Annotated in this window: 26 protein-coding genes and 1 tRNA gene; 17 read left to right on the top strand and 10 right to left on the bottom strand. The window is 55.7% G+C overall.

Annotated features, from left to right (window positions below; genetic code table 11):
- Position 1 precedes the first annotated feature (1 nt).
- Together RUM8411_RS11380 and RUM8411_RS11375 are read right to left on the bottom strand one after the other, a co-directional pair.
- Positions 2-424, bottom strand: coding sequence for a tellurite resistance TerB family protein (locus tag RUM8411_RS11380; RefSeq protein ID WP_085822836.1), 423 nt, complete (start codon positions 422-424; stop codon positions 2-4).
- 81 nt (positions 425-505) lie between these two features.
- Positions 506-973 carry an Lrp/AsnC family transcriptional regulator gene (locus RUM8411_RS11375; RefSeq protein ID WP_085822835.1) on the bottom strand — a complete coding sequence of 156 codons (468 nt, stop codon included), beginning with the start codon at positions 971-973 and terminating at the stop codon, positions 506-508.
- Between the two features lie 108 nt (positions 974-1,081).
- On the opposite strand from RUM8411_RS11375, the gene phhA reads away from it, so the two are divergent.
- The 5 genes from phhA to RUM8411_RS11350 all read left to right on the top strand — a co-directional run bounded on the left by phhA (position 1,082) and on the right by RUM8411_RS11350 (position 6,828).
- The gene (gene phhA / locus RUM8411_RS11370; RefSeq protein WP_085822834.1) at positions 1,082-1,882 is read left to right on the top strand and encodes a phenylalanine 4-monooxygenase; all 801 of its coding nucleotides are present in this window, start codon (positions 1,082-1,084) and stop codon (positions 1,880-1,882) included.
- A gap of 7 nt (positions 1,883-1,889) precedes the next feature.
- Positions 1,890-2,243: a 4a-hydroxytetrahydrobiopterin dehydratase gene (locus RUM8411_RS11365; protein WP_085822833.1), complete on the top strand. Its 354-nt coding sequence runs from the start codon at positions 1,890-1,892 to the stop codon at positions 2,241-2,243.
- Positions 2,244-2,377: 134 nt separating this feature from the next.
- On the top strand, positions 2,378-3,952 hold the full coding sequence (locus RUM8411_RS11360; RefSeq protein WP_085822832.1) for a lysine--tRNA ligase: 1,575 nt from the start codon (positions 2,378-2,380) through the stop codon (positions 3,950-3,952).
- 48 nt (positions 3,953-4,000) lie between these two features.
- Positions 4,001-4,402: a DUF4864 domain-containing protein gene (locus tag RUM8411_RS11355; protein ID WP_085822831.1), complete on the top strand. Its 402-nt coding sequence runs from the start codon at positions 4,001-4,003 to the stop codon at positions 4,400-4,402.
- 137 nt (positions 4,403-4,539) lie between these two features.
- On the top strand, positions 4,540-6,828 hold the full coding sequence (locus tag RUM8411_RS11350) for a glycosyl hydrolase family 28-related protein (protein ID WP_085822830.1): 2,289 nt from the start codon (positions 4,540-4,542) through the stop codon (positions 6,826-6,828).
- Between the two features lie 42 nt (positions 6,829-6,870).
- Here the strand turns inward: RUM8411_RS11350 and RUM8411_RS23005 are convergent, their stop codons facing one another.
- The gene (locus RUM8411_RS23005) at positions 6,871-7,191 is read right to left on the bottom strand and encodes a hypothetical protein (RefSeq protein ID WP_234995201.1); all 321 of its coding nucleotides are present in this window, start codon (positions 7,189-7,191) and stop codon (positions 6,871-6,873) included.
- Between the two features lie 12 nt (positions 7,192-7,203).
- On the bottom strand, positions 7,204-7,533 hold the full coding sequence (locus tag RUM8411_RS23000) for a hypothetical protein (protein WP_234995200.1): 330 nt from the start codon (positions 7,531-7,533) through the stop codon (positions 7,204-7,206).
- 145 nt (positions 7,534-7,678) lie between these two features.
- Between RUM8411_RS23000 and RUM8411_RS11340 the strand changes: the two genes are divergently transcribed.
- The 4 genes from RUM8411_RS11340 to RUM8411_RS11325 all read left to right on the top strand — a co-directional run bounded on the left by RUM8411_RS11340 (position 7,679) and on the right by RUM8411_RS11325 (position 9,510).
- Positions 7,679-8,005: an antibiotic biosynthesis monooxygenase family protein gene (locus RUM8411_RS11340; RefSeq protein ID WP_085822829.1), complete on the top strand. Its 327-nt coding sequence runs from the start codon at positions 7,679-7,681 to the stop codon at positions 8,003-8,005.
- A 65-nt stretch (positions 8,006-8,070) separates the two neighbouring features.
- Positions 8,071-8,478, top strand: a complete 408-nt coding sequence (locus RUM8411_RS11335; RefSeq protein WP_085822828.1) for a universal stress protein — start codon at positions 8,071-8,073, stop codon at positions 8,476-8,478.
- A gap of 205 nt (positions 8,479-8,683) precedes the next feature.
- Positions 8,684-9,106 (top strand): excalibur calcium-binding domain-containing protein, encoded by a 423-nt coding sequence (locus RUM8411_RS11330; RefSeq protein ID WP_234995199.1) that lies wholly within the window; start codon positions 8,684-8,686, stop codon positions 9,104-9,106.
- 113 nt (positions 9,107-9,219) lie between these two features.
- A complete protein-coding gene (locus RUM8411_RS11325) occupies positions 9,220-9,510 on the top strand; it encodes a hypothetical protein (RefSeq protein ID WP_085822826.1) in 291 nt (96 codons plus the stop codon).
- 69 nt (positions 9,511-9,579) lie between these two features.
- Here RUM8411_RS11325 and RUM8411_RS11320 read toward each other — a convergent pair whose 3' ends face one another.
- On the bottom strand, positions 9,580-10,047 hold the full coding sequence (locus RUM8411_RS11320; protein WP_234995198.1) for a TM2 domain-containing protein: 468 nt from the start codon (positions 10,045-10,047) through the stop codon (positions 9,580-9,582).
- 121 nt (positions 10,048-10,168) lie between these two features.
- Here RUM8411_RS11320 and RUM8411_RS11315 point away from each other — a divergent pair, with 121 nt between their 5' ends.
- Positions 10,169-10,522 carry an MmcQ/YjbR family DNA-binding protein gene (locus RUM8411_RS11315; protein WP_085823033.1) on the top strand — a complete coding sequence of 118 codons (354 nt, stop codon included), beginning with the start codon at positions 10,169-10,171 and terminating at the stop codon, positions 10,520-10,522.
- 90 nt (positions 10,523-10,612) lie between these two features.
- Here RUM8411_RS11315 and RUM8411_RS11310 read toward each other — a convergent pair whose 3' ends face one another.
- The 4 genes from RUM8411_RS11310 to uvrB form a co-directional block, all read right to left on the bottom strand.
- A complete protein-coding gene (locus RUM8411_RS11310; protein ID WP_143534884.1) occupies positions 10,613-11,131 on the bottom strand; it encodes a hypothetical protein in 519 nt (172 codons plus the stop codon).
- A gap of 437 nt (positions 11,132-11,568) precedes the next feature.
- Positions 11,569-11,943 (bottom strand): hypothetical protein, encoded by a 375-nt coding sequence (locus RUM8411_RS11305; RefSeq protein WP_085822823.1) that lies wholly within the window; start codon positions 11,941-11,943, stop codon positions 11,569-11,571.
- Entirely contained in the window at positions 11,912-12,448 is a 537-nt protein-coding gene (locus tag RUM8411_RS11300) for a hypothetical protein (RefSeq protein ID WP_143534882.1), read from the bottom strand. Before RUM8411_RS11300 ends, RUM8411_RS11305 begins: the two co-directional genes overlap by 32 nt.
- Positions 12,445-14,631, bottom strand: coding sequence for an excinuclease ABC subunit UvrB (gene uvrB / locus RUM8411_RS11295; RefSeq protein ID WP_085822821.1), 2,187 nt, complete (start codon positions 14,629-14,631; stop codon positions 12,445-12,447). The genes RUM8411_RS11300 and uvrB overlap by 4 nt, the downstream gene beginning before the upstream one ends.
- 152 nt (positions 14,632-14,783) lie before the next feature.
- On the opposite strand from uvrB, the gene RUM8411_RS11290 reads away from it, so the two are divergent.
- The 3 genes from RUM8411_RS11290 to RUM8411_RS11280 all read left to right on the top strand — a co-directional run bounded on the left by RUM8411_RS11290 (position 14,784) and on the right by RUM8411_RS11280 (position 15,684).
- Complete coding sequence (locus RUM8411_RS11290) at positions 14,784-15,095, top strand: ETC complex I subunit (protein WP_085822820.1); 312 nt, start codon at positions 14,784-14,786, stop codon at positions 15,093-15,095.
- A 14-nt stretch (positions 15,096-15,109) separates the two neighbouring features.
- The gene (locus RUM8411_RS11285) at positions 15,110-15,586 is read left to right on the top strand and encodes a GNAT family N-acetyltransferase (protein ID WP_085822819.1); all 477 of its coding nucleotides are present in this window, start codon (positions 15,110-15,112) and stop codon (positions 15,584-15,586) included.
- Between the two features lie 21 nt (positions 15,587-15,607).
- Positions 15,608-15,684: transfer RNA gene (locus tag RUM8411_RS11280), tRNA-Arg, on the top strand.
- Here RUM8411_RS11280 and RUM8411_RS11275 read toward each other — a convergent pair.
- Positions 15,647-16,000, bottom strand: a complete 354-nt coding sequence (locus RUM8411_RS11275) for a hypothetical protein (protein ID WP_143534881.1) — start codon at positions 15,998-16,000, stop codon at positions 15,647-15,649. The genes RUM8411_RS11280 and RUM8411_RS11275 overlap by 38 nt on opposite strands.
- A gap of 271 nt (positions 16,001-16,271) precedes the next feature.
- Here RUM8411_RS11275 and iolG point away from each other — a divergent pair, with 271 nt between their 5' ends.
- The 4 genes from iolG to RUM8411_RS11255 all read left to right on the top strand — a co-directional run bounded on the left by iolG (position 16,272) and on the right by RUM8411_RS11255 (position 20,323).
- Positions 16,272-17,285, top strand: coding sequence for an inositol 2-dehydrogenase (gene iolG / locus RUM8411_RS11270; protein ID WP_085822817.1), 1,014 nt, complete (start codon positions 16,272-16,274; stop codon positions 17,283-17,285).
- A 122-nt stretch (positions 17,286-17,407) separates the two neighbouring features.
- Positions 17,408-18,328 (top strand): sugar ABC transporter substrate-binding protein, encoded by a 921-nt coding sequence (locus RUM8411_RS11265; protein ID WP_085822816.1) that lies wholly within the window; start codon positions 17,408-17,410, stop codon positions 18,326-18,328.
- Positions 18,329-18,393: 65 nt separating this feature from the next.
- Complete coding sequence (locus tag RUM8411_RS11260) at positions 18,394-19,500, top strand: ABC transporter permease (protein WP_085822815.1); 1,107 nt, start codon at positions 18,394-18,396, stop codon at positions 19,498-19,500.
- A gap of 1 nt (position 19,501) precedes the next feature.
- A complete protein-coding gene (locus RUM8411_RS11255) occupies positions 19,502-20,323 on the top strand; it encodes an ATP-binding cassette domain-containing protein (RefSeq protein ID WP_085822814.1) in 822 nt (273 codons plus the stop codon).
- Positions 20,324-20,412 lie beyond the last annotated feature (89 nt).

The raw sequence follows: 20,412 nt of genomic DNA, 5'->3' as shown, positions 1-20,412 counted from the left end.
CTCAGGTCGTATGGCGGGCCCGTGCGCCGCGTTCGATCGCAGCCGCATGCAGACGGTCGATATTCAACTCGTACCGGATTTCCTCAAGCAGGCGCAGCTCGCTTTCGGCCAGTGACCCGTCTGCGGCAGCCACATCGCAGGCCAGTGCATAGGCTGTTTCGTTCAACCGCTCGGGCAGATTGTCCCGGATCAGACCAAACAACGCATCCAGCCCTTCTACCTGTTCGAAAAGGTCAAAAACAGTTTGCGAGACGCGACGCGTACGGTCGATGTCGTAATTCGCGAAAACTGGCAGCATGTTGACTGCCCCTTCGATCTTGACCAGTTCGGCAGTCCGGATGGTTTCATCCGACGCAGAGACCGCAACCATGATCGCAACAAGGCAATCCTGAGGGGACATCGGGTGAGGTACTTGATCGTTCATGGTGTTGTCCTGATTGGGCTGTACTGAACGCGCACGATAGGTGGGCTGGCGAACAGGTTCAACGAATATTGCCTGTTTCGGTCACAGAATTGGCAATGGTCCCCGCGTTTTGGTCTGACGCAGCACGAAATTGCTGCGCGTGTCGCGCACCAGGCCGGATTTCAGCAAGCGCTGCATGATGAAATGCTCAAGGGCTTCGGGTGTCTTGGCGTAGACCTTCAGGATGAAGTCATGATCCCCGGTGATTGACGCACATTCGACGATTTGGGGCTCGGTCTCGATCAGGCGCAGGAATGCGGTGATGCTATCCTCTTGGTGATCGCGCAGGGCCACGTGGACATAGGCAATGGCATCCAGGCTGACGGCTTTGGCCCGGACCTGCGCGGTATAGCCAGAGATCACCTGAGCCGCCTCAAGGTCCCGAACCCGTCGCCAGCATTGCGAGGCGGAAAGACCGGTTCGATCCGCCAGGTCTTGCATGGATAACCGACCATCTGCCTGCAGCTCTTGCAGGATGGCAATGTCGGCAGGTTGAAGGGTTTGGTTCATGAAATACAACCTTGCGAAATATATATGCCAACTTACTCAAAAGGGCGTGGCATTTCCAACCAATTTTTTCAGACCTTGCCGGTAAACTTCTCTTAGGAGGACCCGCAGATGCCGAATTCAACCAAATATGTTGCCAAGGTCGCCGACGCGCGCGGCCATATTGCGTACACAGCCGAAGAGGATGCCGTCTGGGCCGATCTTTACGCCGCACAGCAGGACAACGTGCGGCGTTACATGGCGCGCGACTACCTTGCGGGGCTGGAGCGTTTGGATCTGCCAAAAACTCGTGTGCCATCCTGTGTTGATATCTCAGAACGGTTGCTGGATTTAACCGGTTGGCGGGTGCAACCCGTGCCTGCGTTGATCGGGTTCAAGACCTTTTTCGGTATGCTGGCTGACCGAGTTTTTCCGGCGGCGTCCTTCATTCGGTCGCGCGAGGATTTCGACTATATTGAAGAACCGGACATTTTTCATGAGATTTTCGGCCATACGCCCTTGTTGAGTGATCCGCGCTTTGCCGCCTTTAGTCATGCCATTGGGCTGGCCGGGGCGCGGGCCAATGACAAAGACTATGCCTGGTTGATCCGGCTGTATTGGTTCTCGATCGAGTTCGGTCTGCGGCGTCAGGACGGACAGATTAAGGCGCTGGGATCGGGGCTTGCGTCCTCGCCGACCGAGCTTGTGTATGCTGTGGAAAGTGACATACCCGATCGGGAACCGTTCGACATCCTGGCGATCCTGCGCACGCCTTACCGGATCGATATGCACCAGATGGGGTATTTCGTGTTAAATAACCCCGAGGAATTGTTTGCCGCCGCTGATCGCGATTTGCTGGCGGATGTGCATCGGGCGCAATCCATGGGGCTGTTGCCCAACAAATTCCCGTCAAAAGCAACAGCAGCGGAGTAAACGGATCATGACCACATCAGGACAAACTTGCAGCCTGTCGGACCGAACCTGCGTTCCCTGTTCCGGCGGCATACCGGCGCTGACCCGAGACGAGGCAAACGCCCATATGACCGAGCTGCGCCCGGATTGGAATTTGGACGCAGACGCCAAGGTGTTGGGTCGGCATTACACGTTCAAAGGGTTTGCCAAAGCGACCTATCTGGCAAACCTCTGCGCCTGGTTGGCCGATCAGCAGGGTCACCACCCGGATATCTCATTTGGCTGGGGGTATGTGGACGTCAAGCTGACCACACATGAAATCGGCGGGCTGAGCGAGAATGACTTTATCTGGGCAGCCAAGCTGGATCAACTGACGGCCTAAGCGGGTCAGAAACGGGTATTCCGTCAGGAAAAACCGCGCGCTTTATTGACTCATGCTGCATGGGCACAATAGGAGGGATCGGTCGGTAGCATGGGGCGATCGGCACTGTTTTTCCTGATGGAGCTCATAATCAAATGTCTGAATTGCGTGAAACCGCTCTGACGTCCAAGGCCTGGCCTTTTGAAGAGGCGCGCCGGTTGCTCAAACGCTATCAGAAAGGGGCTCCGGAAAAGGGATATGTGCTGTTTGAAACGGGTTATGGCCCATCAGGCCTGCCGCATATCGGAACCTTTGGTGAGGTCGCGCGAACCACGATGGTCAAGCGCGCGTTCGAATCGCTGTCGGACATCCCGACCAAGTTGATCTGTTTTTCGGACGATCTGGACGGTATGCGCAAAGTGCCAAGCAACGTGCCGAACCCAGAAGCGCTGTCCGAGCATCTGCAGCGCCCGCTGACCTCGGTACCGGATCCGTTCGGCGAATACCCCAGTTTTGGCGAATACAACAACGCAATGCTGCGCCGGTTCCTGGATACCTTTGGGTTCGAATATGAGTTCTATTCGGCGCGCGAGTTTTATCGCTCGGGCCAGTTCGACGAGATTCTGAAGCGAGCGGTTGAGCGGTATGATGACGTGATGGCGATCATGCTGAAAAGCTTGCGGGAAGAACGCCAGCAGACCTATTCGATCTTTCTGCCGATCCATCCCGAAACCGGCCGCGTGTTATATGTGCCAATGAAAAAGGTCTGTGCCGAGACGTATGCCATTACCTTCGATGATGAAGCTGGCAAGGAATGGACGCTGCCTGTCACGGGTGGCAACGTTAAGCTGCAGTGGAAGCCCGATTTCGGCGCGCGCTGGGCGGCGCTGGGGGTTGATTTTGAGATGTACGGCAAGGAACACGCCACTAACGAAAAGATTTATGACGCGATCTGTCGGGCGCTGGGTGGCCGCGCGCCCGAGCATTTCTCGTATGAGCTGTTTCTGGATGAGAACGGGCAGAAGATCTCCAAGTCTTCGGGCAACGGTGTGTCGATCGACGAATGGCTGACCTATGCCCCGACCGAGTCGCTGGCGTATTTCATGTATCAAAAGCCCAAAACGGCCAAACGGATGCATTTCGATGTGATTCCGAAAGCCTATGATGAGTATCATCAGCAGTTGCGCGCCTACCCGGGGCAGGAGTTGAAGGCGCAGCTGAATAACCCGGTTTGGCATATCCATGGTGGTGACGTTCCGGAATCCACGCTGATGGTGCCGTTTGCAATGCTGCTGAATCTGGCGTCTGTTTCCGGGGCCGAGGACAAAGAGGCGCTGTGGGGCTTTATCCGCCGCTATGCGCCAGAGGCCACAGCCGAAACCCATCCTGATCTGGATCAGGCGGCGGGTTTCGCGGTGCGTTACTTCAACGATTTTGTCAAACCGACCCGTCAGCATCGCGCACCGACCGATCAAGAGCGTGAGGCGCTGGAGGCGCTGAAGTCGGCGCTTGAGGCCTATGATGGACCGGTAGAGGACGAGGCACTGCAATCGGTGGTTTATTCCATCGGTCGAGAGCGGTTCGATCCCATGCGCGGGTGGTTCACCGCGCTGTACGAAGTGCTGCTGGGCGCGTCGCAAGGACCGCGTTTTGGCGGTTTTATCGCGCTTTACGGTGTTCCAGAAACAGTCGCGCTGATCGAAAAGGCGCTGGCTGAAGAGCTGGTCTGATTTGACCTGAAACCGTGTGGGGCTACTCTTTCATCAGGAGGTGGCCCCATGCGTCGTTTACTACTTGCTGTATGTCTTAGTGCCGGGCTGGGCACAGGTGCATTTGCCCAGAACGCCGAGATTGAGGCGAACATTGCCGCACAGATACAAGCGTTTGAGGCGGATGACTTCGTCACGGCCTTTACATTTGCTAGCCCCAATATCCAGCGCATGTTCCAAAGCCCCGAGAACTTTGGAGCAATGGTGCGCAACGGTTACCCGATGGTCTGGCGCCCGGCGGATGTACGTTTTCTGGAACTGCGCGAAGTGGCTGGAATGCTGTGGCAGAAGGTTATGATCGTAGATGGCGACGGCCGCGTACATATCCTAGATTACCAGATGGTGCAGCTAGAAAACAGATGGAAGATCAATGGCGTACAGCTTCTGGGAGCCTCGGACCCAGCAGCGTGACGCAACACCACCGTCACGGTGACATGAGCGGCGGTTAATCCCTTTTCGATACTCAGGCTTTTGCGTTCGGGTCCTGCCCGGACACTGGGTTTATGCGCGCAGTGATCTGCTGCAGCGCGATTGGGAAAGGGATTTCTATGAACAAGGCAATCACTGATGGCATCGTGTTTACACCGCCTGCTTTCACCAACGGACTGAATGTGTGGTCCAGCGGCAACGGGACCCCCGGCTCACCTACTTATGACGGGTCTGGCACCGGAGCGTTTGTACCCGCAGATCCGAATTTCGGCGGCTGTCTTGAAATATTGAAAGTCAACACAACCCAGCAACTGCGCTACATGGGTCAGACACCCTTGTTTCCGGGGTGCTATTTGCAGATCAAGGCGCGGGTTAAGGCGATTAGTGGTCCGTTGCCGCAAGTACGCATTGCCGGCTGGGCCGGTGGTGCCGGGGACGTTCAGGTGACAGGCGTGACCGAGCAAGGCCCGGCGACCCAACTGTCCAGCTATGGCGCGGTCCATGAGATCACCGCCATTGTTGGCACGGGTCAGCGTCCGGGCGTGGATATGCCTTGGGGCGTCGATGCTCTTTATGGGCATTTCGGCCTGGATATCGATGGCGCAAACAGAGCCGTCATTCGGGTCGACGACATCAAAATCACCGACGTCACTGGTGTGTTTCTGCGTGACCTGATCAGCCTGGTCGATGTCCGTGACTTTGGGGCCGTCGGAGACGGCGTCGTGGACGATTCAGCAGCTTTTGAATCGGCGGATCAGGCCGCAAGCGGGCGTCGTGTATTTGTACCCGAAGGAACTTACCTGTTGGCACAAAACACCTCGATCTCGTCCGAGATTGAGTTCGAAGGCACTGTCACGATGCCTGATGACAAGATGTTGCTGCTGACCAAGAACTTTGATTTGCCTGCTTACATTACGGCCTTTGGCGACGAAATGCTGGCCTTTAAAAAAGCCTTTCAGGCCCTGCTGAACAATTCCGATCATGAATCTCTTGATATGGGGGGACGCAAGATTGCAGTCAGTCAACCCATTGACATGGCGGCCGCCGTTCCAAACAAACAAAGCGGGTTTTCAACGCGCCGGGTGCTGCGCATTGGCCAGTTTGATGTCCAAAGCAGCGCCGCTTGGGATACCGAGACCTTTAGTTCCCATGCGACCTACAACCCGAACAATCGAACCCGTCTGAGCAACGTCGCGAAGGTTGCGAACATTCCGGTGGGTGCGCTAGTGCAGGGCAATGGCGTTGGTCGCGAAGTCTATGTCCGTTCGAAAAACGTTGGCGCCGGTGAGATTACCCTAAGCGCACCGATCTATGACGCTGCCGGGACACAGGTATTTAACTTTAAAGCGTTCAAATATCTGTTGGATTTCAGCGGCTTCAGCACGTTGCGAAAATTCGGCATGGAAGAGATCGAGTTCCAGTGCAATGGCCGCTGCAGTGCCATCCGTCTGGCCCCGTCGGGCAGCACGTTTGCGGTTGCCAATTGTTTCATAAGCCGCCCAAAGGACCGCGGGATCACGTCGATCGGGACCGGGTGTCAGGGAATGCTGATCGACAATTGTCAGTTCCTGTCGAGCGAGGAATCCTTCAACGTCTCAAACCGCAAGTCGATCGGTCTGAACGCGACGTCCAATGACATCAAGCTGCGCCACAACAGGGCTGTGCGTTTTTTGCATTTTGCTGTCCTGGGCGGCACCAACAACATGGTTCTGGGCAACCACTTCTTTCAGGGTGATAGCATCTCGCAAGGTGTTCGCAGCGCGGGCCTGATCATGATCGGCACCTATAACAGTTCGACTATCTCTGAAAACTATGTCGACAATTGCTTTGTAGAATGGACCAACGAACGGGATGCCAATCCGGTTTATACGGCCGGGTATTCGTTCAGTTCAATGACGATTACCGACAATATCTTTTATTCCAGCGAAGTCCCGCCTTGGTTCAGTTATATTGTAATTCGTCCACATGGGGCGGGGCATTTTCTGAACGGCGTGGTCGTCACTGGCAACAAATTCCGGTCGTCGAGTGGCAGCATTAATCGGGTAGAAAGGGTGGATTCAACTTTCGCCATTTTGAACAAGGATGCGCACCGGGATGTGATGTTCCATGATAACACCTTTCATGGGGTGAATTTCAAAGTTTCAAACCCGTCGCGGCTCCGTCATAGTCAGGCCTCTGTGTCTCAGGTCTGGACAATTCCATCGCAGGTCAGATTGCCATTTGGCGGCAAGACGCGCAGTTGTGATTCCGTCACGACCTTGGGGCCGCTGAGAAACAGTTTTGGCTCCGTCACTTATGCCGCTCCGTATGTAGATTTGGAGCAGGGCACGAACAAAAATGAAATCGGCTTGCGCTGGCCGCAGGCCGTTCGTGGAGAAGTGTCGGTCATTATGCGGATGGAACGCTGAACGTAACTGTGGCCGCCCGGATCAGGGCGGCCTCTTTGCAATTCAGAACTCGTTCCAGATCGCGAACTTTATACCGGTATCGCTGCGCGCATCGTTGCGTTCCAGACCCAGAACCCAGGTTGTAGGACTGTTGGGACGTCGGATCATCACTGAGGGACGGGCTCTCCAGAACAAGGACTTGTCCGGGGTGTAAGACGTTTCGATCTGCAGCAGAGGGTTCAAGAGCCGTTGCGACGACAGCCCGGCGGTAAAATCCAGTTTGCGGAACATCGCGTCATGGGTGCGATACTCTAGAGCGGTATCAACCGCGATCCAGCCGTTGCCCCAGCTGGTTTCGAAGCCTTTCCCGTATGACAGCGTCATCTTGTAAAGCGCCTAGGCGCGTTTGTGCCGGTGGTGGGCGCCTGCTCCGAACTCGGCGGTAAAACGCCCCCATTTGCCAAAATCCGCAACCGGAGCACGGGCGAACAGAAGGGCATGACCGTAAACGTCGCGGTGTTCCTCAAAATCGAATCCGATGGTCAGGTTTGGCCGATATCCCCATTCAGCATAAAGCGATGATTTGTAATCATACCGACCGTCAGGATCTTTGAACGCAGTCACGGCGGCTGCAACAAAGGCTGAGTCCTTTTCCCGCAGCCAGGCACCGGACCAGGCAGGTGTTGCGATCAACAACAGGGCAATATGAAGGATAACCCCTTTCATGGGCGCAGCATCCGCCAGCTTGGTTAACGGATGGTTAGGATTTTGTTCATTTTCTGGACGCCAGGGCAGTCTGATCAGACATTAAGGAAACACAAGACCTTTCGAAATCCTGTGTTAGGCTTGCGAAAGACAAGGGAGAATCCAGATGCCGAAAATTTCCAAGAATGCGAGCGTCCAGACAGTTATCACCACCTTTGAAATGACCCCTGGCACTTGCCAGGACCTTCTTGAGGCGCTGACTGATGCCTATGCCGAATTCATCTCAAAACAGCCGGGGTTTGTTGCGGCCGGGCTGCATGTGAACGACGCCCAGACCCGGATCGCCAATTACTCGCAATGGGAACGTCGTGAGGATTTCCTGGCGATGCTGCGCACGCCCGAAATGCGCGATCGCAACCGAAAGATCAACGAGCTGTGCAAAAGCTTTGAGCCGGTAATGTATGACGTCGCCGAAACATTTGGCAGTTCCTGACCTGGATCAAAGCCTTGTGGCGACTGGTATCGCAAACTGCCCGTGTGAAAACGGAGGTGCGCGTCATGTATCACAACATTCTTGTTCCCATTTCATTTGATTCTGAACGGGATATATCCGGGCCGCTTAAACTGGCCGAGATTTTGGCGACACCGGACGCTCAGGTCACGTTGCTTCACGTAGTTGAGCATATTCCAAACTATGCGATTTCCTACATGCCGCCCGAATATCTGATCGAAGCCCGCAAGGCGATTCAGTTGGAATTGGATGCGCTTGCCGCGAAGCTTCCAAAGGCCGTTGGCATTGTGGTCGAAGGGCATTCGGGCCGTACAATTCTGGATTGGGCCGAGGCGCATAAGCCGGATTTAATTGTCATCGCTTCGCATCGGCCGGGCATGCAGGACTTGCTGTTGGGCTCAACCGCGAACCACGTGGTGCGCCACGCCGCCTGCGCAGTTCATGTGGTGCGCTGATCAGGCCAGATGTCTGCCGGGGATGCGTCAGCGGATCGGTCTCTGGCATAGTGCGCGGCAGCTCACGAATGCTTGAGGAGTGGGTACGTTGCCGCCATCATACCTGCGGCATGAGGCAGAGATAGTCGCTGTTTACAGTTCCATTCAGACGACAAGATCAATGCTCAGTCTCGGTTTCGCCACAAATCACGTGTATCGGGTTTGCATGTCTCCAAGGAACCTTTTGTCCACAGCGTTTTCCGGTGAACCCGCAGCCGCAAGGCGGCGCAAACGGGCCGAAACCCTGCGAAAACGCGCGTTGTCGCCGCTGCGGATTTTGACCATGGTCCTTATGTTGCCGGTGACGACCATCGGGATCGCGGTGGGCGTCTATCTGCGTACGTCCGAATTTGAACGTGAAGAGGCGACGGTACATCTGATCGCCCTGGCTGGATGTTCAGCGGTAGAGTCATTTGTACGCGGCCCATTTTACGAAGGGCAGCCGGGATACCACCGGCGCAACGACCCGGATGGCGACGGTATTGCATGTGGCGCGCCGGTGCCCTCACCAGTTCAGGACACACCACCAAAACAGGCCGAGGTACCGGCATCACGCACGGTCGGCAACGCCAAATTCCTGCGACCCTAAGCGGCAGTTTTGCCCCGATTGGTCAATTCCGGCGCAGTTTCTCTTTTGTGCTACACTGACCGAGGCGCGTTTTACGCCGATATTGGGGATTCTACCTGGAAAGGAAACAAGACATGTTTGCACGTATTACCCAGTTCAAAATGAAGCCCGGCACCCGCGCGGCAGCGACGGACAAAATGAATCAACTAAAAGATCAGATCATGGCGATGCCAGGAATTCATAGCTTTACCAATGTGATGAACGAAGATGGCTCGGGTTATGTAATTTCGGTGGTGGAATCCGAAGAGACTTCGAACGCGAACGCACCCAAAGTGGCCGAGCTGTGGGGCCATTTCGCCGAATTCATGGAAAGCCCGCCAAACCCCGTCGGGTTTGATGTGATCGCCCATTGGGACAAGGGCTAAGCGCATAAGGGGCGGGAGATTTCCGCCCCAAATTTGTTGTTCGAAAGTTCGGCCAACCGCACTAGTCGGTTATGCCGACATCTCAGCGGTCAGTTGCTGACGCATTATGTTCTTTTGGGTGGTGATTTTGCCAGGGATGAGGAAGGCGTCAACCAGCACCCAGATGCAAACGCCCAGCAAAATGAAGTAACCCACAATAAGAATGGCGGACACGAAACCCAAAATGGTCAGGACCAGCATGATGATCGCGGATTTGCTTTCACCCAGATAGAAACGATGTCCGCCAAACATCCCCACGAAAAACCAAAGCAAGTAGGCTACAAAAATGTTCTTTGAATCGTTGGCGATCCGCTGTTCGATGAGTTGCTGCTTGTCTGTTGAAAGCGTCATGTTCGTCCCTTCATAATCAGTGCGCTCTGTTTTTGTGGCGCGATCTTGTTCTCTGGAATGTTTGCAAGTGATTGAAATTGTAGAAGGTTGGCCCGAATACGCCTGCCCCCGTATCACTTGGTTTCTGTTGCGCCAGTTCGCAGTCACAGAACTACAGAAGATAGGGCAAAAAATTGTTCACAAATTGTTAAGAAATGAGACTTCCTTTTGATGCGTCCGGTGTTCGCCGGGCTTGCCCCGGATCGGGGTTCTCGTCACATTGGTTGATATGATCCGCGATGAATTCAACTCTTTCTGCGCAAGCCTCAAAGCCACCAGTCATGTGGTGCAATGGGGCAATTCGGATGTGTGGAAGGTGGGCGATAAAGTGTTTGCAATTTGCGGCTGGAATGACGGCAAGGATGCTTTCACCTTCAAAGCCACCGACCTGGCGTATGAGGTGTTGCAGCACGAGCCTGGCATCCGCCCCGCCCCCTATCTGGCGTCGCGGGGGATGAAGTGGCTGCAGGTCTATGAGGACCGAGGGATGAGCGACAGCTCACTGCGTGAACATATTGTGACGTCTTATGATCTGGTCGTAGCCAAAATGACCAGGAAAAAACGGGCGGAGTTGGGGATGTAGGATGCAGCTTGCCCTGTCCTTCGAGTCAGAAGAGAAAGGGCAGTAGATTTCCGTGAAGCAGCAGCCTGAGACGGGGCATTGCCCCTTCTTTCATTTCACCCTGAGCGCGGTTTTCAGATCTGCGATGGCTTCGATCTGTGCACGAGACAATGCATCCCCCGCCAGCGGCATCAATATCTCTTGAAGGCGATTCCAAGAGGCCCCGCCATCGATCTTCTGCAGCCGGCGACCCAACCTGGAAACTGCACCGCCAGAGCCGTTGCATTGCGTCATCAGCCATCGTCCAAGGACCTCCATCTCGTGCGCTTCTTCTTCGGAACACCGCAGCTTTGACCGCAAAAGGACATGCAGTTGTTGACGTTGGTCCGAGGTGGGCAGGTCATCAAGCTCGATAAAGGACTGTGCAATTGCGCATATCGCAATCCGCTCATCATCGATGCCTTCGACCGGATGCGCATTGGCAACGCTGCGAAACGCGAGCTTTCTGGGGGCGTTTTTCAGCGTGGTCGCCACGTCCTGAGCGGTATTTATTGCTTCTCTTGGGTTGTTGCGAACCCACCACCAAATTGCGCCGCCAACTGCGGTCAGGATGAGTATTAGTATAGGCAAATCAATCTACTCCGAGAAATATTTCGAAGGTGATAGTTTCTTGCATAATTGCAGATTACAACTCTTGCGATAGTTTTTTGAACGCGTGTTGCTTTTTGATTGATCAGACGATTTCAGTGGTACTGGGTTGCGACCCTTCTACCCCGTTATCGCATTGCAGGGTTCGAGTAGTCGTCAAAAAGGTTGGTGTTGCGTGATGGGGTTTGATGGAAGACGCTGACGGATCTTCCTGAGATTCGCGCCAGACCTTCGGCCAGCACCCTGCGGATACAACGCACCCGGTGAATGGCGCTTTGGACCTCATGCGTACTGGGCAGGGTGTTCGGGTTTGTCATGGCAACCGTTTGGAATCACATTTTGTGACTTCAGACGTGGAGGAGAGGGCGCTGGGCTGCAAGGGTGGAGTGTGGGACATCCTTTCCTGCTCTTGCTTATTGCTAGCGGAAAAGGAACCGGGCGACAGCAATGGAGATCAGGTTCATTAGTTCTCGTGCGAAAAGCAACAGGAGAAAGCCAACTAATACATATGGGGCGCGTGGATGAGCCCAATAGCCGGGTTCGAAGAATGTCAGTAGCAGCGAAAAGAGCAGGAAGAACAGCTTCCCCTTGGTGCCCTTGTCGAAGACGCTACCGAAGCGGACGCCTTCAAACTTTCGCAAATAGGTGTCAGCCTTTTTTGAAAAAGACTTATGAAAGAAGAGACATTCAACTATCAGGCCTTCCGCATTGTGATATCGACCAATTGTAAACAAGCGGGTGCGAGCATCCGTCCTACGCAGGCTAAATGCTGCCACCGCAATCAGATGCAGCACGATAACTGGTTTCGTTTTTGACAATTGTATCGGGGTCAAAATGAAGAATAATGTCCCTCAAAAATGGCGCATGGCACGAGATATCTCTTGCGTAAAATTGCCTTCGATCAATTGCAATTATCGGGAAACGATTTTCGATTTCAGCGAATTGGATGGAAACAGTGATCATAAATGGATTTGAACCCGGTTCAGGCGCAAACCTGTCGCCCAAACCAAGTTGTTCGACTATCCCCAGCGCGGTAGCCTCTTCGAATTCATCAACAAAAACAACAAGCATATCAAAATCTGACAGCTTGTCCGATTTATGGGTGAAATCAATTTCGCCAAGACCACCTAAATCCAAAATTTGTCTTAAAAGCACACCAGACATTCCGTCGGTAAGTACCTTCAAAGGACGTCCCAGTTCGGTCGAGCGGTTTTCAGTTTCGGAATTTGATGCTCCATTTGCCGAGGTCATTAAAACGCTCATCAAAGTAAACAATATGAAATTCTTAAGCATAGTCATCGCTTCCGCCGTTTCACATTTCCACCCCGCTGCCCCGGTCTGCCAGCCGTTGACCTTCCGCGCGATTTCACCGCGTCTTCCGAGGCTTTCTCGACCGCCCATTGCCGCGCCATGGGGTCGTCGGCGATGGCCAGATCGACCGCTTCCAGACGTTTGATCTCATCCCGGACATTGGCGGCCTCTTCGAATTCAAGGTTCTCGGCGGCTTTGCGCATCTTGTCGCGCAGCCCGTCCAGATGGGCCTCGAGGTTCGCGCCGTGCATCGGTTTGTCAATGGTAGCGGTGACGCGGTTCATGTCGACGTCGCCTTTATAGAGACCGGCCAGAACGTCCTCGACATTTTTCTTCACCGTTGCGGGTGTGATGCCGTGTTCCTCGTTATAGGCCATCTGCTTGGCGCGGCGGCGGTTGGTCTCGTTCAGGGCGCGCTCCATGGAACCAGTGATCTTGTCGGCATACATGATCACCCGCCCGTCAGCGTTCCGCGCGGCGCGGCCGATGGTTTGAACCAGAGAGGTCTCGGACCGCAGGAAGCCTTCTTTGTCGGCGTCCAGAATGGCCACCAGCCCGCATTCCGGGATGTCGAGCCCCTCGCGCAGCAGGTTGATGCCGATCAGCACGTCGAAGGCCCCCAACCGCAGGTCGCGCAGAATTTCGATGCGTTCCAGCGTGTCGATGTCGGAATGCATATAGCGGACTTTGATGCCCTGTTCGTGCATGTATTCGGTCAGATCCTCGGCCATACGTTTGGTCAGCGTGGTGACCAGCGTGCGGTATCCATCGGCGGCGACCTTGCGCACCTCGTCCAGCAGATCGTCGACCTGCATGCCGACGGGGCGGATTTCGACCTCGGGATCCAAGAGCCCGGTGGGGCGGATCACCTGTTCTGTGAATACGCCGCCGGTCTGTTCGATCTCCCACTTGGCGGGGGTGGCCGAAACAAAGACGGATTGTGGGCGCATTGCATCCCATTCCTCGAACTTGAGGGGGCGGTTGTCCATGCAGGACGGCAAGCGGAAGCCGTGCTCGGCTAGGGTGAATTTGCGCCGATAGTCACCCCGATACATGCCACCGATCTGCGGCACGCTGACGTGGGATTCATCGGCGAATACGATTGCGTTGTCGGGGATGAACTCGAACAGGGTCGGGGGCGGCTCACCCGGCGCGCGACCGGTCAGATAGCGCGAGTAGTTCTCGATCCCGTTGCACACGCCGGTGGCTTCGAGCATTTCCAGGTCGAAGTTGCAGCGCTGTTCCAGCCGTTGGGCCTCCAGCAGCTTGCCCTCACCGACCAACTGGTCGAGGCGCATCCGCAGCTCTTTTTTGATGCCGATGATAGCCTGTTGCATGGTGGGTTTCGGCGTCACGTAGTGGGAATTCGCATAGACCCGCACCTGCTCCATATTCGCGGCACGTTCGCCGGTCAGCGGGTCAAATTCAGTGATGGTTTCCAGTTCTTCGCCGAAGAACGAGAACTTCCAGGCCCGGTCTTCAAGGTGGGCAGGCCAGATTTCCAGGGAATCGCCGCGCACACGGAAGGATCCGCGCTGAAACGCCTGATCGTTGCGGCGGTATTGCTGGGCCACCAGGTCGGCCATCACCTGCCGCTGGTCATATTCGTTCCCCACCTTCAGGTCCTGTGTCATCGCACCGTAGGTTTCGACCGAACCGATACCATAGATACAGGACACCGAGGCCACGATGATCACGTCATCGCGCTCCAGCAACGACCGCGTGGCCGAGTGGCGCATCCGATCGATCTGTTCGTTGATCTGGCTCTCTTTTTCTATGTAGGTGTCAGACCGCGCCACGTAGGCCTCGGGCTGGTAGTAATCGTAATAGGACACGAAATACTCGACCGAATTTTCGGGGAAGAATCCTTTGAACTCACCATATAGCTGGGCTGCCAACGTCTTATTGGGGGCCAGGATGATCGCCGGGCGCTGGGTTTCCTCGATCACTTTGGCCATGGTGAACGTCTTACCTGTGCCAGTCGCCCCCAGCAGAACCTGATCCCGCTCGCCGTCCTGCACGCCGCCGGTCAATTCCTTGATCGCGGTCGGTTGATCCCCGGCCGGCGAGAATTCCGTATGCATGACAAATTGTTTGCCGCCTTCCAGCTTCAGGCGGGCACGGACATCCTCGGCGGACAGCTGGGTCTTGTCGGAATGAGCATAAGCCATTGGGGGAGATTCCTTTCGTGGCTGATTTTGATCTGTTTTTGTTCTTGTTCAAGAGGCAATTCAAATCCCAGGCAATGCGACAATTGCAGGCTTGTCGGCGCGGCGCGCCTGGCGCATAAACATCCCCAGCCAAGTGAGTACGGAGAGGCGACATGCGCGCACGGATTTACCAGCCTTCTAGGAATGCGATGACCTCGGGTATGGCCAAGACCCGCAAGTGGGTTCTGGAATACGCCCCCGCGTCGACGCGTGAGGTTGATCCGTTGATGGGCTGGACCTCTTCAAACGACACGCAGACGCAAGTGCGGCTGAAGTTCGACACCAAAGAAGAGGCGCTGGATTACGCCAAGGACAATGGCATCGACGCGATGGTCAGCGAGCCACACAAGCGTAAGGCCAATGTGCGTGCGGGTGGATATGGCGAAAACTTCGCCACGGGACGCCGGGTACCATGGACCCATTGACCGAGACCCTCTGAATGATCGACATCCGCGCAGCTGACCCCGGAGCAGAGGATCTGCGCCCGATCATTCAGGCGCATCTGGCTCATAGCTGGGGTGCAACGCCGCAGACCTCGAACCACACTTTGGATGTTGACGCGCTGCGAGAGCCGGGCATTCGCTTTTGGGCATTGTACGAGGCCGGCAAGGCAATGGGGTGCGGCGCGCTCAAGACACTGCCGGATGGTACCGCCGAGGTGAAGTCCGTGCATGTCGTGGCCGCTGCCCGTGGCCGTGGCCTGGCGCAGGTCATCATGACCTATCTGGCTGATCTGGCGCGGGCTGAAGGGGTTTCGGCCCTTGTGCTCGAGACAGGTGCCGCCCATCTTTCCGAATATGAAGCCGCGCGCAAACTCTATGAGGCGCTGGGGTATTCCTATTGTGGACCGATCTTCGGCTATGACGACGATCCCAACAGCGCCTTCATGCGCTTGGCTCTTGAACCCCGCCCGTAAAAGCAGCAAGAAGGGCGCAGCGGTCCCTTAGCTCAACTGGATAGAGCAGCTGACTTCTAATCAGCAGGTTGAGGGTTCGAGTCCTTCAGGGATCGCCAGTTTGCAGCTATGCCGGGATTGCACGTGCATTGGATTGCATAAGGTTTTTACTGGCATGACCGGGGTTTTGTCATCCCAGCCGGGCTCCAATTGCGCCATCGCGATTTCGACTTCTTCACCATCGGCGGTTTCATCCTTTAGCACGGCATTTGGTGGATCAACCTCAAAGCTGTTGTCGCCCATCGGCCAGTTGGCGATGAAAATGCTGGAATTGGCCAAACCAGATTCTTGCTTGGGTCGGTCGGTGAGCCAGATAGCCTTTGAACTCACCCCCGACAGCGTATGCTGTTTCGCTTGCAACTCTGCCTTGTCCATCGTGACGACATAAAGCACGCTGACAGGGCAGTTTTGTATTCCGCATGGGCCGAAGCGGCCAGGCTAAAAAACGTCGTGCGTGCCAAAACCCACCTCATACATGTCTGCCTTGGTTGAGCTGATAGAATAGCCAATCACCGCTTTCTCAATTGGTTTTGTGACGCTTGGTTGAGGGCTTGTGCAGCGCCATGCGCCTATCCGTGAAAAATATCTTGCAACCGGTTGCAAAGAGAATCATTGTGTCCCCAATTTAGGGAATCGGGAGGACCGCATGCTAAGAGTAGGATTGCTTGGCGCTGGGCGTATTGGCCGCGTGCATGCACAGGCCATAGCCGCACATCCCAAAAGCCAGCTTTGCGCTGTGTCTGATGCGGTTGCCGATGCAGCCGAAAGCCTTGCCTCCGAGTATGGCGCCGCGGTGCGCAGTTCCGGTGAAATCATCGCTGATCCGTCGATTGACGCGATTCTGATTGCCACCCCGACCGACACCCATTCGGATCTGATCGAGACAGCCACTCAAGCAGGTAAGGCGGTTCTGTGCGAAAAGCCGGTTGATCTTAGCCTGGAACGGGCACTTGCATGCAAATCTGTGGCCGAGGCAAGCGGGCAGCCGGTCATGGTGGGTTTCAATCGCCGCTTTGATCCCAGCTTTTCATCCCTCAAATCCGCCGTCGATAACGGTGAGATCGGCGCGCCGGAAATGCTGGCATTAACATCCTTTGATCCCGCGCCACCACCGGTCAGCTATATCAAGGTGTCCGGTGGTTTGTTTCGGGACATGATGATCCATGATTTTGACATGGCCAACTATCTTATGGGGCAGCTGCCACAGCAGATTTCGGCCGTTGGTTCGTCGCTTGTCGATCCCGCGATAGGAGCGGCTGGCGACGTCGACACAGCTGTTGTTACAATGACTTATGCGGATGGACGGATTGCGGTAATCAAGAATTCGAGACGGGCGACCTATGGTTATGATCAGCGGATCGAACTGCTGGGGTCGGGTGGCTTGTTGCAGGCCAAAAACATCCTGGAAAACGCAGTAGTGAAATCGACGGCGGATGGCGTGACCGGGGCAAAGCCAACCTACTTTTTCCTGGAAAGATACCTGCCCGCCTACCGCGCCGAATGGGATGCGTTTGTACAGGCGGCACTGTCCGGTGCGGCGATGCCGGTGACGTTGGATGACGGTGTGGCCGCTCTGGCCATGGCCGAGGCAGCAACGCGGTCCGCACAGTCCGGACGGCCGGTTGGGATGGACGAAGTTTTGAAACCGGTTGCAAAATGATTGGATATCCGGAAACTGGGGGCAGCTCCGTTAGTCTCCGGAGCGGAGGAGATTCGGTTCATCCGAATACAGGGGGTGAACCCTCAACAATAAGACGAACTATTCCAATGGGAGGAAACCAAATGAAGAACTTTGTTAAAGGCGCACTGGCGGCTGGCGCACTGGCACTGGCCACGCCCGCTTTTGCTCAGGAAATTGTGGTCGTGTCGCATGGTCAGGCCAATGACGCGTTCTGGAACGTGGTCAAAAACGGCGTTGAGCAAGCGGGCAAGGATGTCGGCGTAAACGTGGAATATCGCGCACCCGAGACCTTTGACATGGTCGCCATGTCTCAGTTGATCGATGCCGCTGTGAACCAGGAACCGGACGGGCTGATCGTTTCGATCCCCGATGCGGATGCGCTTGGCCCGTCAATTGAACGCGCTGTCGCAGCCGGTATCCCGGTGATCTCGATCAACTCGGGTGCTGAGGTCGCGAAAGAACTGGGTGCCCTGCTGCATGTCGGTCAGGACGAATACGATGCCGGCAAGGCTGCTGGTGAGCGGCTGGCATCCATGGGCGGGACCAACGCGATCTGCGTGAACCACGAAGTGGGCAACGTCTCGCTTGACCTGCGCTGCGAAGGGTTTGCCGAAGGCTTTGGCGGTAAAGTGACCGTTTTGCCAACGTCGAACGACCCGACCGAGATCGAATCCAAGGTCTCAGCCGCGCTGTCGTCGGATGAGTCCGTGGACACGGTGATGGCGTTGGGTGCCAGCTCGGCCGGTGAGCCGACTGTTGCCGCCGCCAAGGCGTCTGGTCGCGACGTGAATGTTGCGTCCTTCGACCTGTCGGCCAACTTCCTGCAGTCGATCGCGGATGGCGATGCAGCCTTTGCCATCGACCAACAGCAGTACTTGCAGGGTTACCTGGCGGTGAACTTCATGGGCCTGCACGCCAAATACGGCCTGATGCCAGGCGGCGATGTGCCTTCGGGCCCGAACCTGGTTACCCAGGACAAGGCCACTCAGGTGATCGACCTGTCCTCGCAGGGCATCCGTTAATCTAACGGCAAAAGAAAAACGAAACGGCGCGACTTGCGCCGTTTCTACCGAACAGGGAGGGAAACATGAGTGAGTCAGCGCCCGTTACAGCGGACGAAAGGGTCAAGAGCGAACCGTTTCTGACCAAACTAATGAAACGCCCCGAACTTGGTGCCATGGCCGGTGTCGTTCTGGTTTTCATTTTCTTTGCGATCACTGCGGACAGCTCAATGTTCACCCTTGCCGGGGTCATGAACTTTATGACACCTGCAGCACAGCTGGGCATTCTGGCCATTGGGGCCGCGCTGTTGATGATCGGCGGAGAGTTTGATCTGTCGATTGGTTCGATGGTGGCGTTTTCCGGCCTGTTCTTCGGCGTCTGCGTGGTGACGTGGCAATTGCCGCTGATCGTCGCGATCCCGATGACATTTGTTTTTGCGGCCATGGTTGGTGGGATAAACGGCAATATCGTGATCCGGTCGGGTCTGCCGTCTTTCATCGTGACGCTGGCGTTTCTGTTTATTCTGCGCGGGCTGTCGCTGGTTGGTTTAAAAATGGCGACCGGGGGCTCGACCCAACTGCGCGGGGTGCGTGATGTGGTTGAAAATGACTGGCTTGCCCCGTTCTTTTCCGGCGAGGCGTTCGGAGGTCTCTTCGCGTGGATGGCCGAGGTCGGTATCATCGACACATTCAAGAACGGTGCGCCCAAAGTGCCGGGCATCCCGGTTGAGATCCTGTGGTTCATCGTCATGGCACTGGCCGCGACATATGTGTTGCTGCGGACACCGGCAGGGAACTGGATTTTTGCCTCGGGCGGTGACAAGACTGCAGCGTCGAATTCGGGTGTGCCGGTCAACCGCGTCAAGGTCTCGCTGTTCATGCTGACGGCCTGCTGCGCCGCTCTGGTGGCGATCATCACGGTGATGGATGCGGGTTCAACCGACGCGCGCCGGGGCTTCCAGAAAGAGTTTGAGGCAATCATCGCCGCTGTGATCGGCGGCTGTTTGCTGACGGGTGGATATGGCTCGGCCATCGGTGCGTTCTTCGGCTCGATCATCTTCGGAATGGTGGTGATCGGCCTGACTTACACCGACTTCGATCAGGATTGGTTTCAGGTCTTCCTGGGCGGCATGCTTCTGATCGCTGTTTTGTTCAACAACGCAATCCGCAAACGCGTAACCGGGGAGCGCTGATATGTCTGATGACACCAAATTCCATCATGGCGACACTGCCAATGACCTGGCGCCAATCGTTCAGATGAAGGATATCGAAAAACACTTTGGCAACATCATCGCTTTGGCCGGTGTCAGCTTTGACGTGAAACCGGGTGAATGCCATTGCCTTCTGGGCGATAACGGCGCTGGCAAATCGACCTTCATCAAAACCATGTCCGGTGTGCATAAACCTACCAAGGGTGAGATCTATTTCGAAGGGAAGCCGCTGCATTTCGACACCCCTCGGGATGCGATGGAGGCGGGCATTGCGACCGTGTTTCAGGACCTTGCGATGATCCCGCTGATGAGCGTCACGCGCAACTTTTTCATGGGCCGTGAACCCACCAAAGGGAAAAGCCTGTTTAAACGGTTCGATGTGGAACAGGCCAACGATGTCTGCATGGAAGAGATGCGCAAGATGGGCATCAACCTGCGTGGCCCGGATCAGGCTGTTGGAACGTTGTCGGGTGGTGAACGGCAGACTGTGGCCATCGCGCGGGCCGTCTATTTCGGCGCGAAAATCCTGATCTTGGACGAACCGACCTCGGCCCTGGGTGTACGCCAGACATCGAACGTTCTGGCCACGATTGACCGTGTGCGCAATCAGGGCATCGGCGTGGTTTTTATCAGCCACAACGTGCGCCATGCACTTGCTGTGGGCGACCGCTTTACCGTTCTGAACCGGGGCAAGACCTTGGGCACGGCCACACGTGGTGAAATCACACCTGAAGAACTGCAGGACCTGATGGCCGGGGGGCAGGAAATGGCCCAGCTCGAAGGATCGCTGGGCGGAACGGTTTAAAACCGTTCTGTCCTGTGTGACGACCACCAGGCAGGCCTGAATCTTAAAAAACTCAAAATCGACGTACTGGCCGTTCTGGCCTTGAGTTG

It is taken from the genome of Ruegeria meonggei, from assembly GCF_900172215.1.
GTDB classification, from domain to species: Bacteria; Pseudomonadota; Alphaproteobacteria; order Rhodobacterales; family Rhodobacteraceae; genus Ruegeria; species Ruegeria meonggei.
Note: the sequence above shows the minus strand (reverse complement) of the source record. Positions and strands in the feature narration are given on the sequence as shown.

What these genes read in the sequence shown, in the direction of transcription:
- RUM8411_RS11265 (WP_085822816.1), top strand. Translation starts at nt 17,408, where the DNA reads ATGAAGAACTTTGTTAAAGGCGCACTGGCGGCTGGCGCACTGGCACTG.
- RUM8411_RS11350 (WP_085822830.1), top strand. Translation starts at nt 4,540, where the DNA reads ATGAACAAGGCAATCACTGATGGCATCGTGTTTACACCGCCTGCTTTC.
- RUM8411_RS11380 (WP_085822836.1), bottom strand. Translation starts at nt 424, where the DNA reads ATGAACGATCAAGTACCTCACCCGATGTCCCCTCAGGATTGCCTTGTT.
- RUM8411_RS11290 (WP_085822820.1), top strand. Translation starts at nt 14,784, where the DNA reads ATGCGCGCACGGATTTACCAGCCTTCTAGGAATGCGATGACCTCGGGT.
- RUM8411_RS11260 (WP_085822815.1), top strand. Translation starts at nt 18,394, where the DNA reads ATGAGTGAGTCAGCGCCCGTTACAGCGGACGAAAGGGTCAAGAGCGAA.
- RUM8411_RS11365 (WP_085822833.1), top strand. Translation starts at nt 1,890, where the DNA reads ATGACCACATCAGGACAAACTTGCAGCCTGTCGGACCGAACCTGCGTT.
- RUM8411_RS11360 (WP_085822832.1), top strand. Translation starts at nt 2,378, where the DNA reads ATGTCTGAATTGCGTGAAACCGCTCTGACGTCCAAGGCCTGGCCTTTT.
- RUM8411_RS11300 (WP_143534882.1), bottom strand. Translation starts at nt 12,448, where the DNA reads ATGACTATGCTTAAGAATTTCATATTGTTTACTTTGATGAGCGTTTTA.
- RUM8411_RS11315 (WP_085823033.1), top strand. Translation starts at nt 10,169, where the DNA reads ATGATCCGCGATGAATTCAACTCTTTCTGCGCAAGCCTCAAAGCCACC.
- RUM8411_RS11330 (WP_234995199.1), top strand. Translation starts at nt 8,684, where the DNA reads ATGTCTCCAAGGAACCTTTTGTCCACAGCGTTTTCCGGTGAACCCGCA.
- iolG (WP_085822817.1), top strand. Translation starts at nt 16,272, where the DNA reads ATGCTAAGAGTAGGATTGCTTGGCGCTGGGCGTATTGGCCGCGTGCAT.
- RUM8411_RS23005 (WP_234995201.1), bottom strand. Translation starts at nt 7,191, where the DNA reads ATGACGCTGTCATACGGGAAAGGCTTCGAAACCAGCTGGGGCAACGGC.
- RUM8411_RS11355 (WP_085822831.1), top strand. Translation starts at nt 4,001, where the DNA reads ATGCGTCGTTTACTACTTGCTGTATGTCTTAGTGCCGGGCTGGGCACA.
- RUM8411_RS11340 (WP_085822829.1), top strand. Translation starts at nt 7,679, where the DNA reads ATGCCGAAAATTTCCAAGAATGCGAGCGTCCAGACAGTTATCACCACC.
- RUM8411_RS11255 (WP_085822814.1), top strand. Translation starts at nt 19,502, where the DNA reads ATGTCTGATGACACCAAATTCCATCATGGCGACACTGCCAATGACCTG.
- uvrB (WP_085822821.1), bottom strand. Translation starts at nt 14,631, where the DNA reads ATGGCTTATGCTCATTCCGACAAGACCCAGCTGTCCGCCGAGGATGTC.
- RUM8411_RS11285 (WP_085822819.1), top strand. Translation starts at nt 15,110, where the DNA reads ATGATCGACATCCGCGCAGCTGACCCCGGAGCAGAGGATCTGCGCCCG.
- RUM8411_RS11325 (WP_085822826.1), top strand. Translation starts at nt 9,220, where the DNA reads ATGTTTGCACGTATTACCCAGTTCAAAATGAAGCCCGGCACCCGCGCG.
- RUM8411_RS11335 (WP_085822828.1), top strand. Translation starts at nt 8,071, where the DNA reads ATGTATCACAACATTCTTGTTCCCATTTCATTTGATTCTGAACGGGAT.
- RUM8411_RS11375 (WP_085822835.1), bottom strand. Translation starts at nt 973, where the DNA reads ATGAACCAAACCCTTCAACCTGCCGACATTGCCATCCTGCAAGAGCTG.
- RUM8411_RS23000 (WP_234995200.1), bottom strand. Translation starts at nt 7,533, where the DNA reads ATGAAAGGGGTTATCCTTCATATTGCCCTGTTGTTGATCGCAACACCT.
- phhA (WP_085822834.1), top strand. Translation starts at nt 1,082, where the DNA reads ATGCCGAATTCAACCAAATATGTTGCCAAGGTCGCCGACGCGCGCGGC.
- RUM8411_RS11275 (WP_143534881.1), bottom strand. Translation starts at nt 16,000, where the DNA reads ATGGACAAGGCAGAGTTGCAAGCGAAACAGCATACGCTGTCGGGGGTG.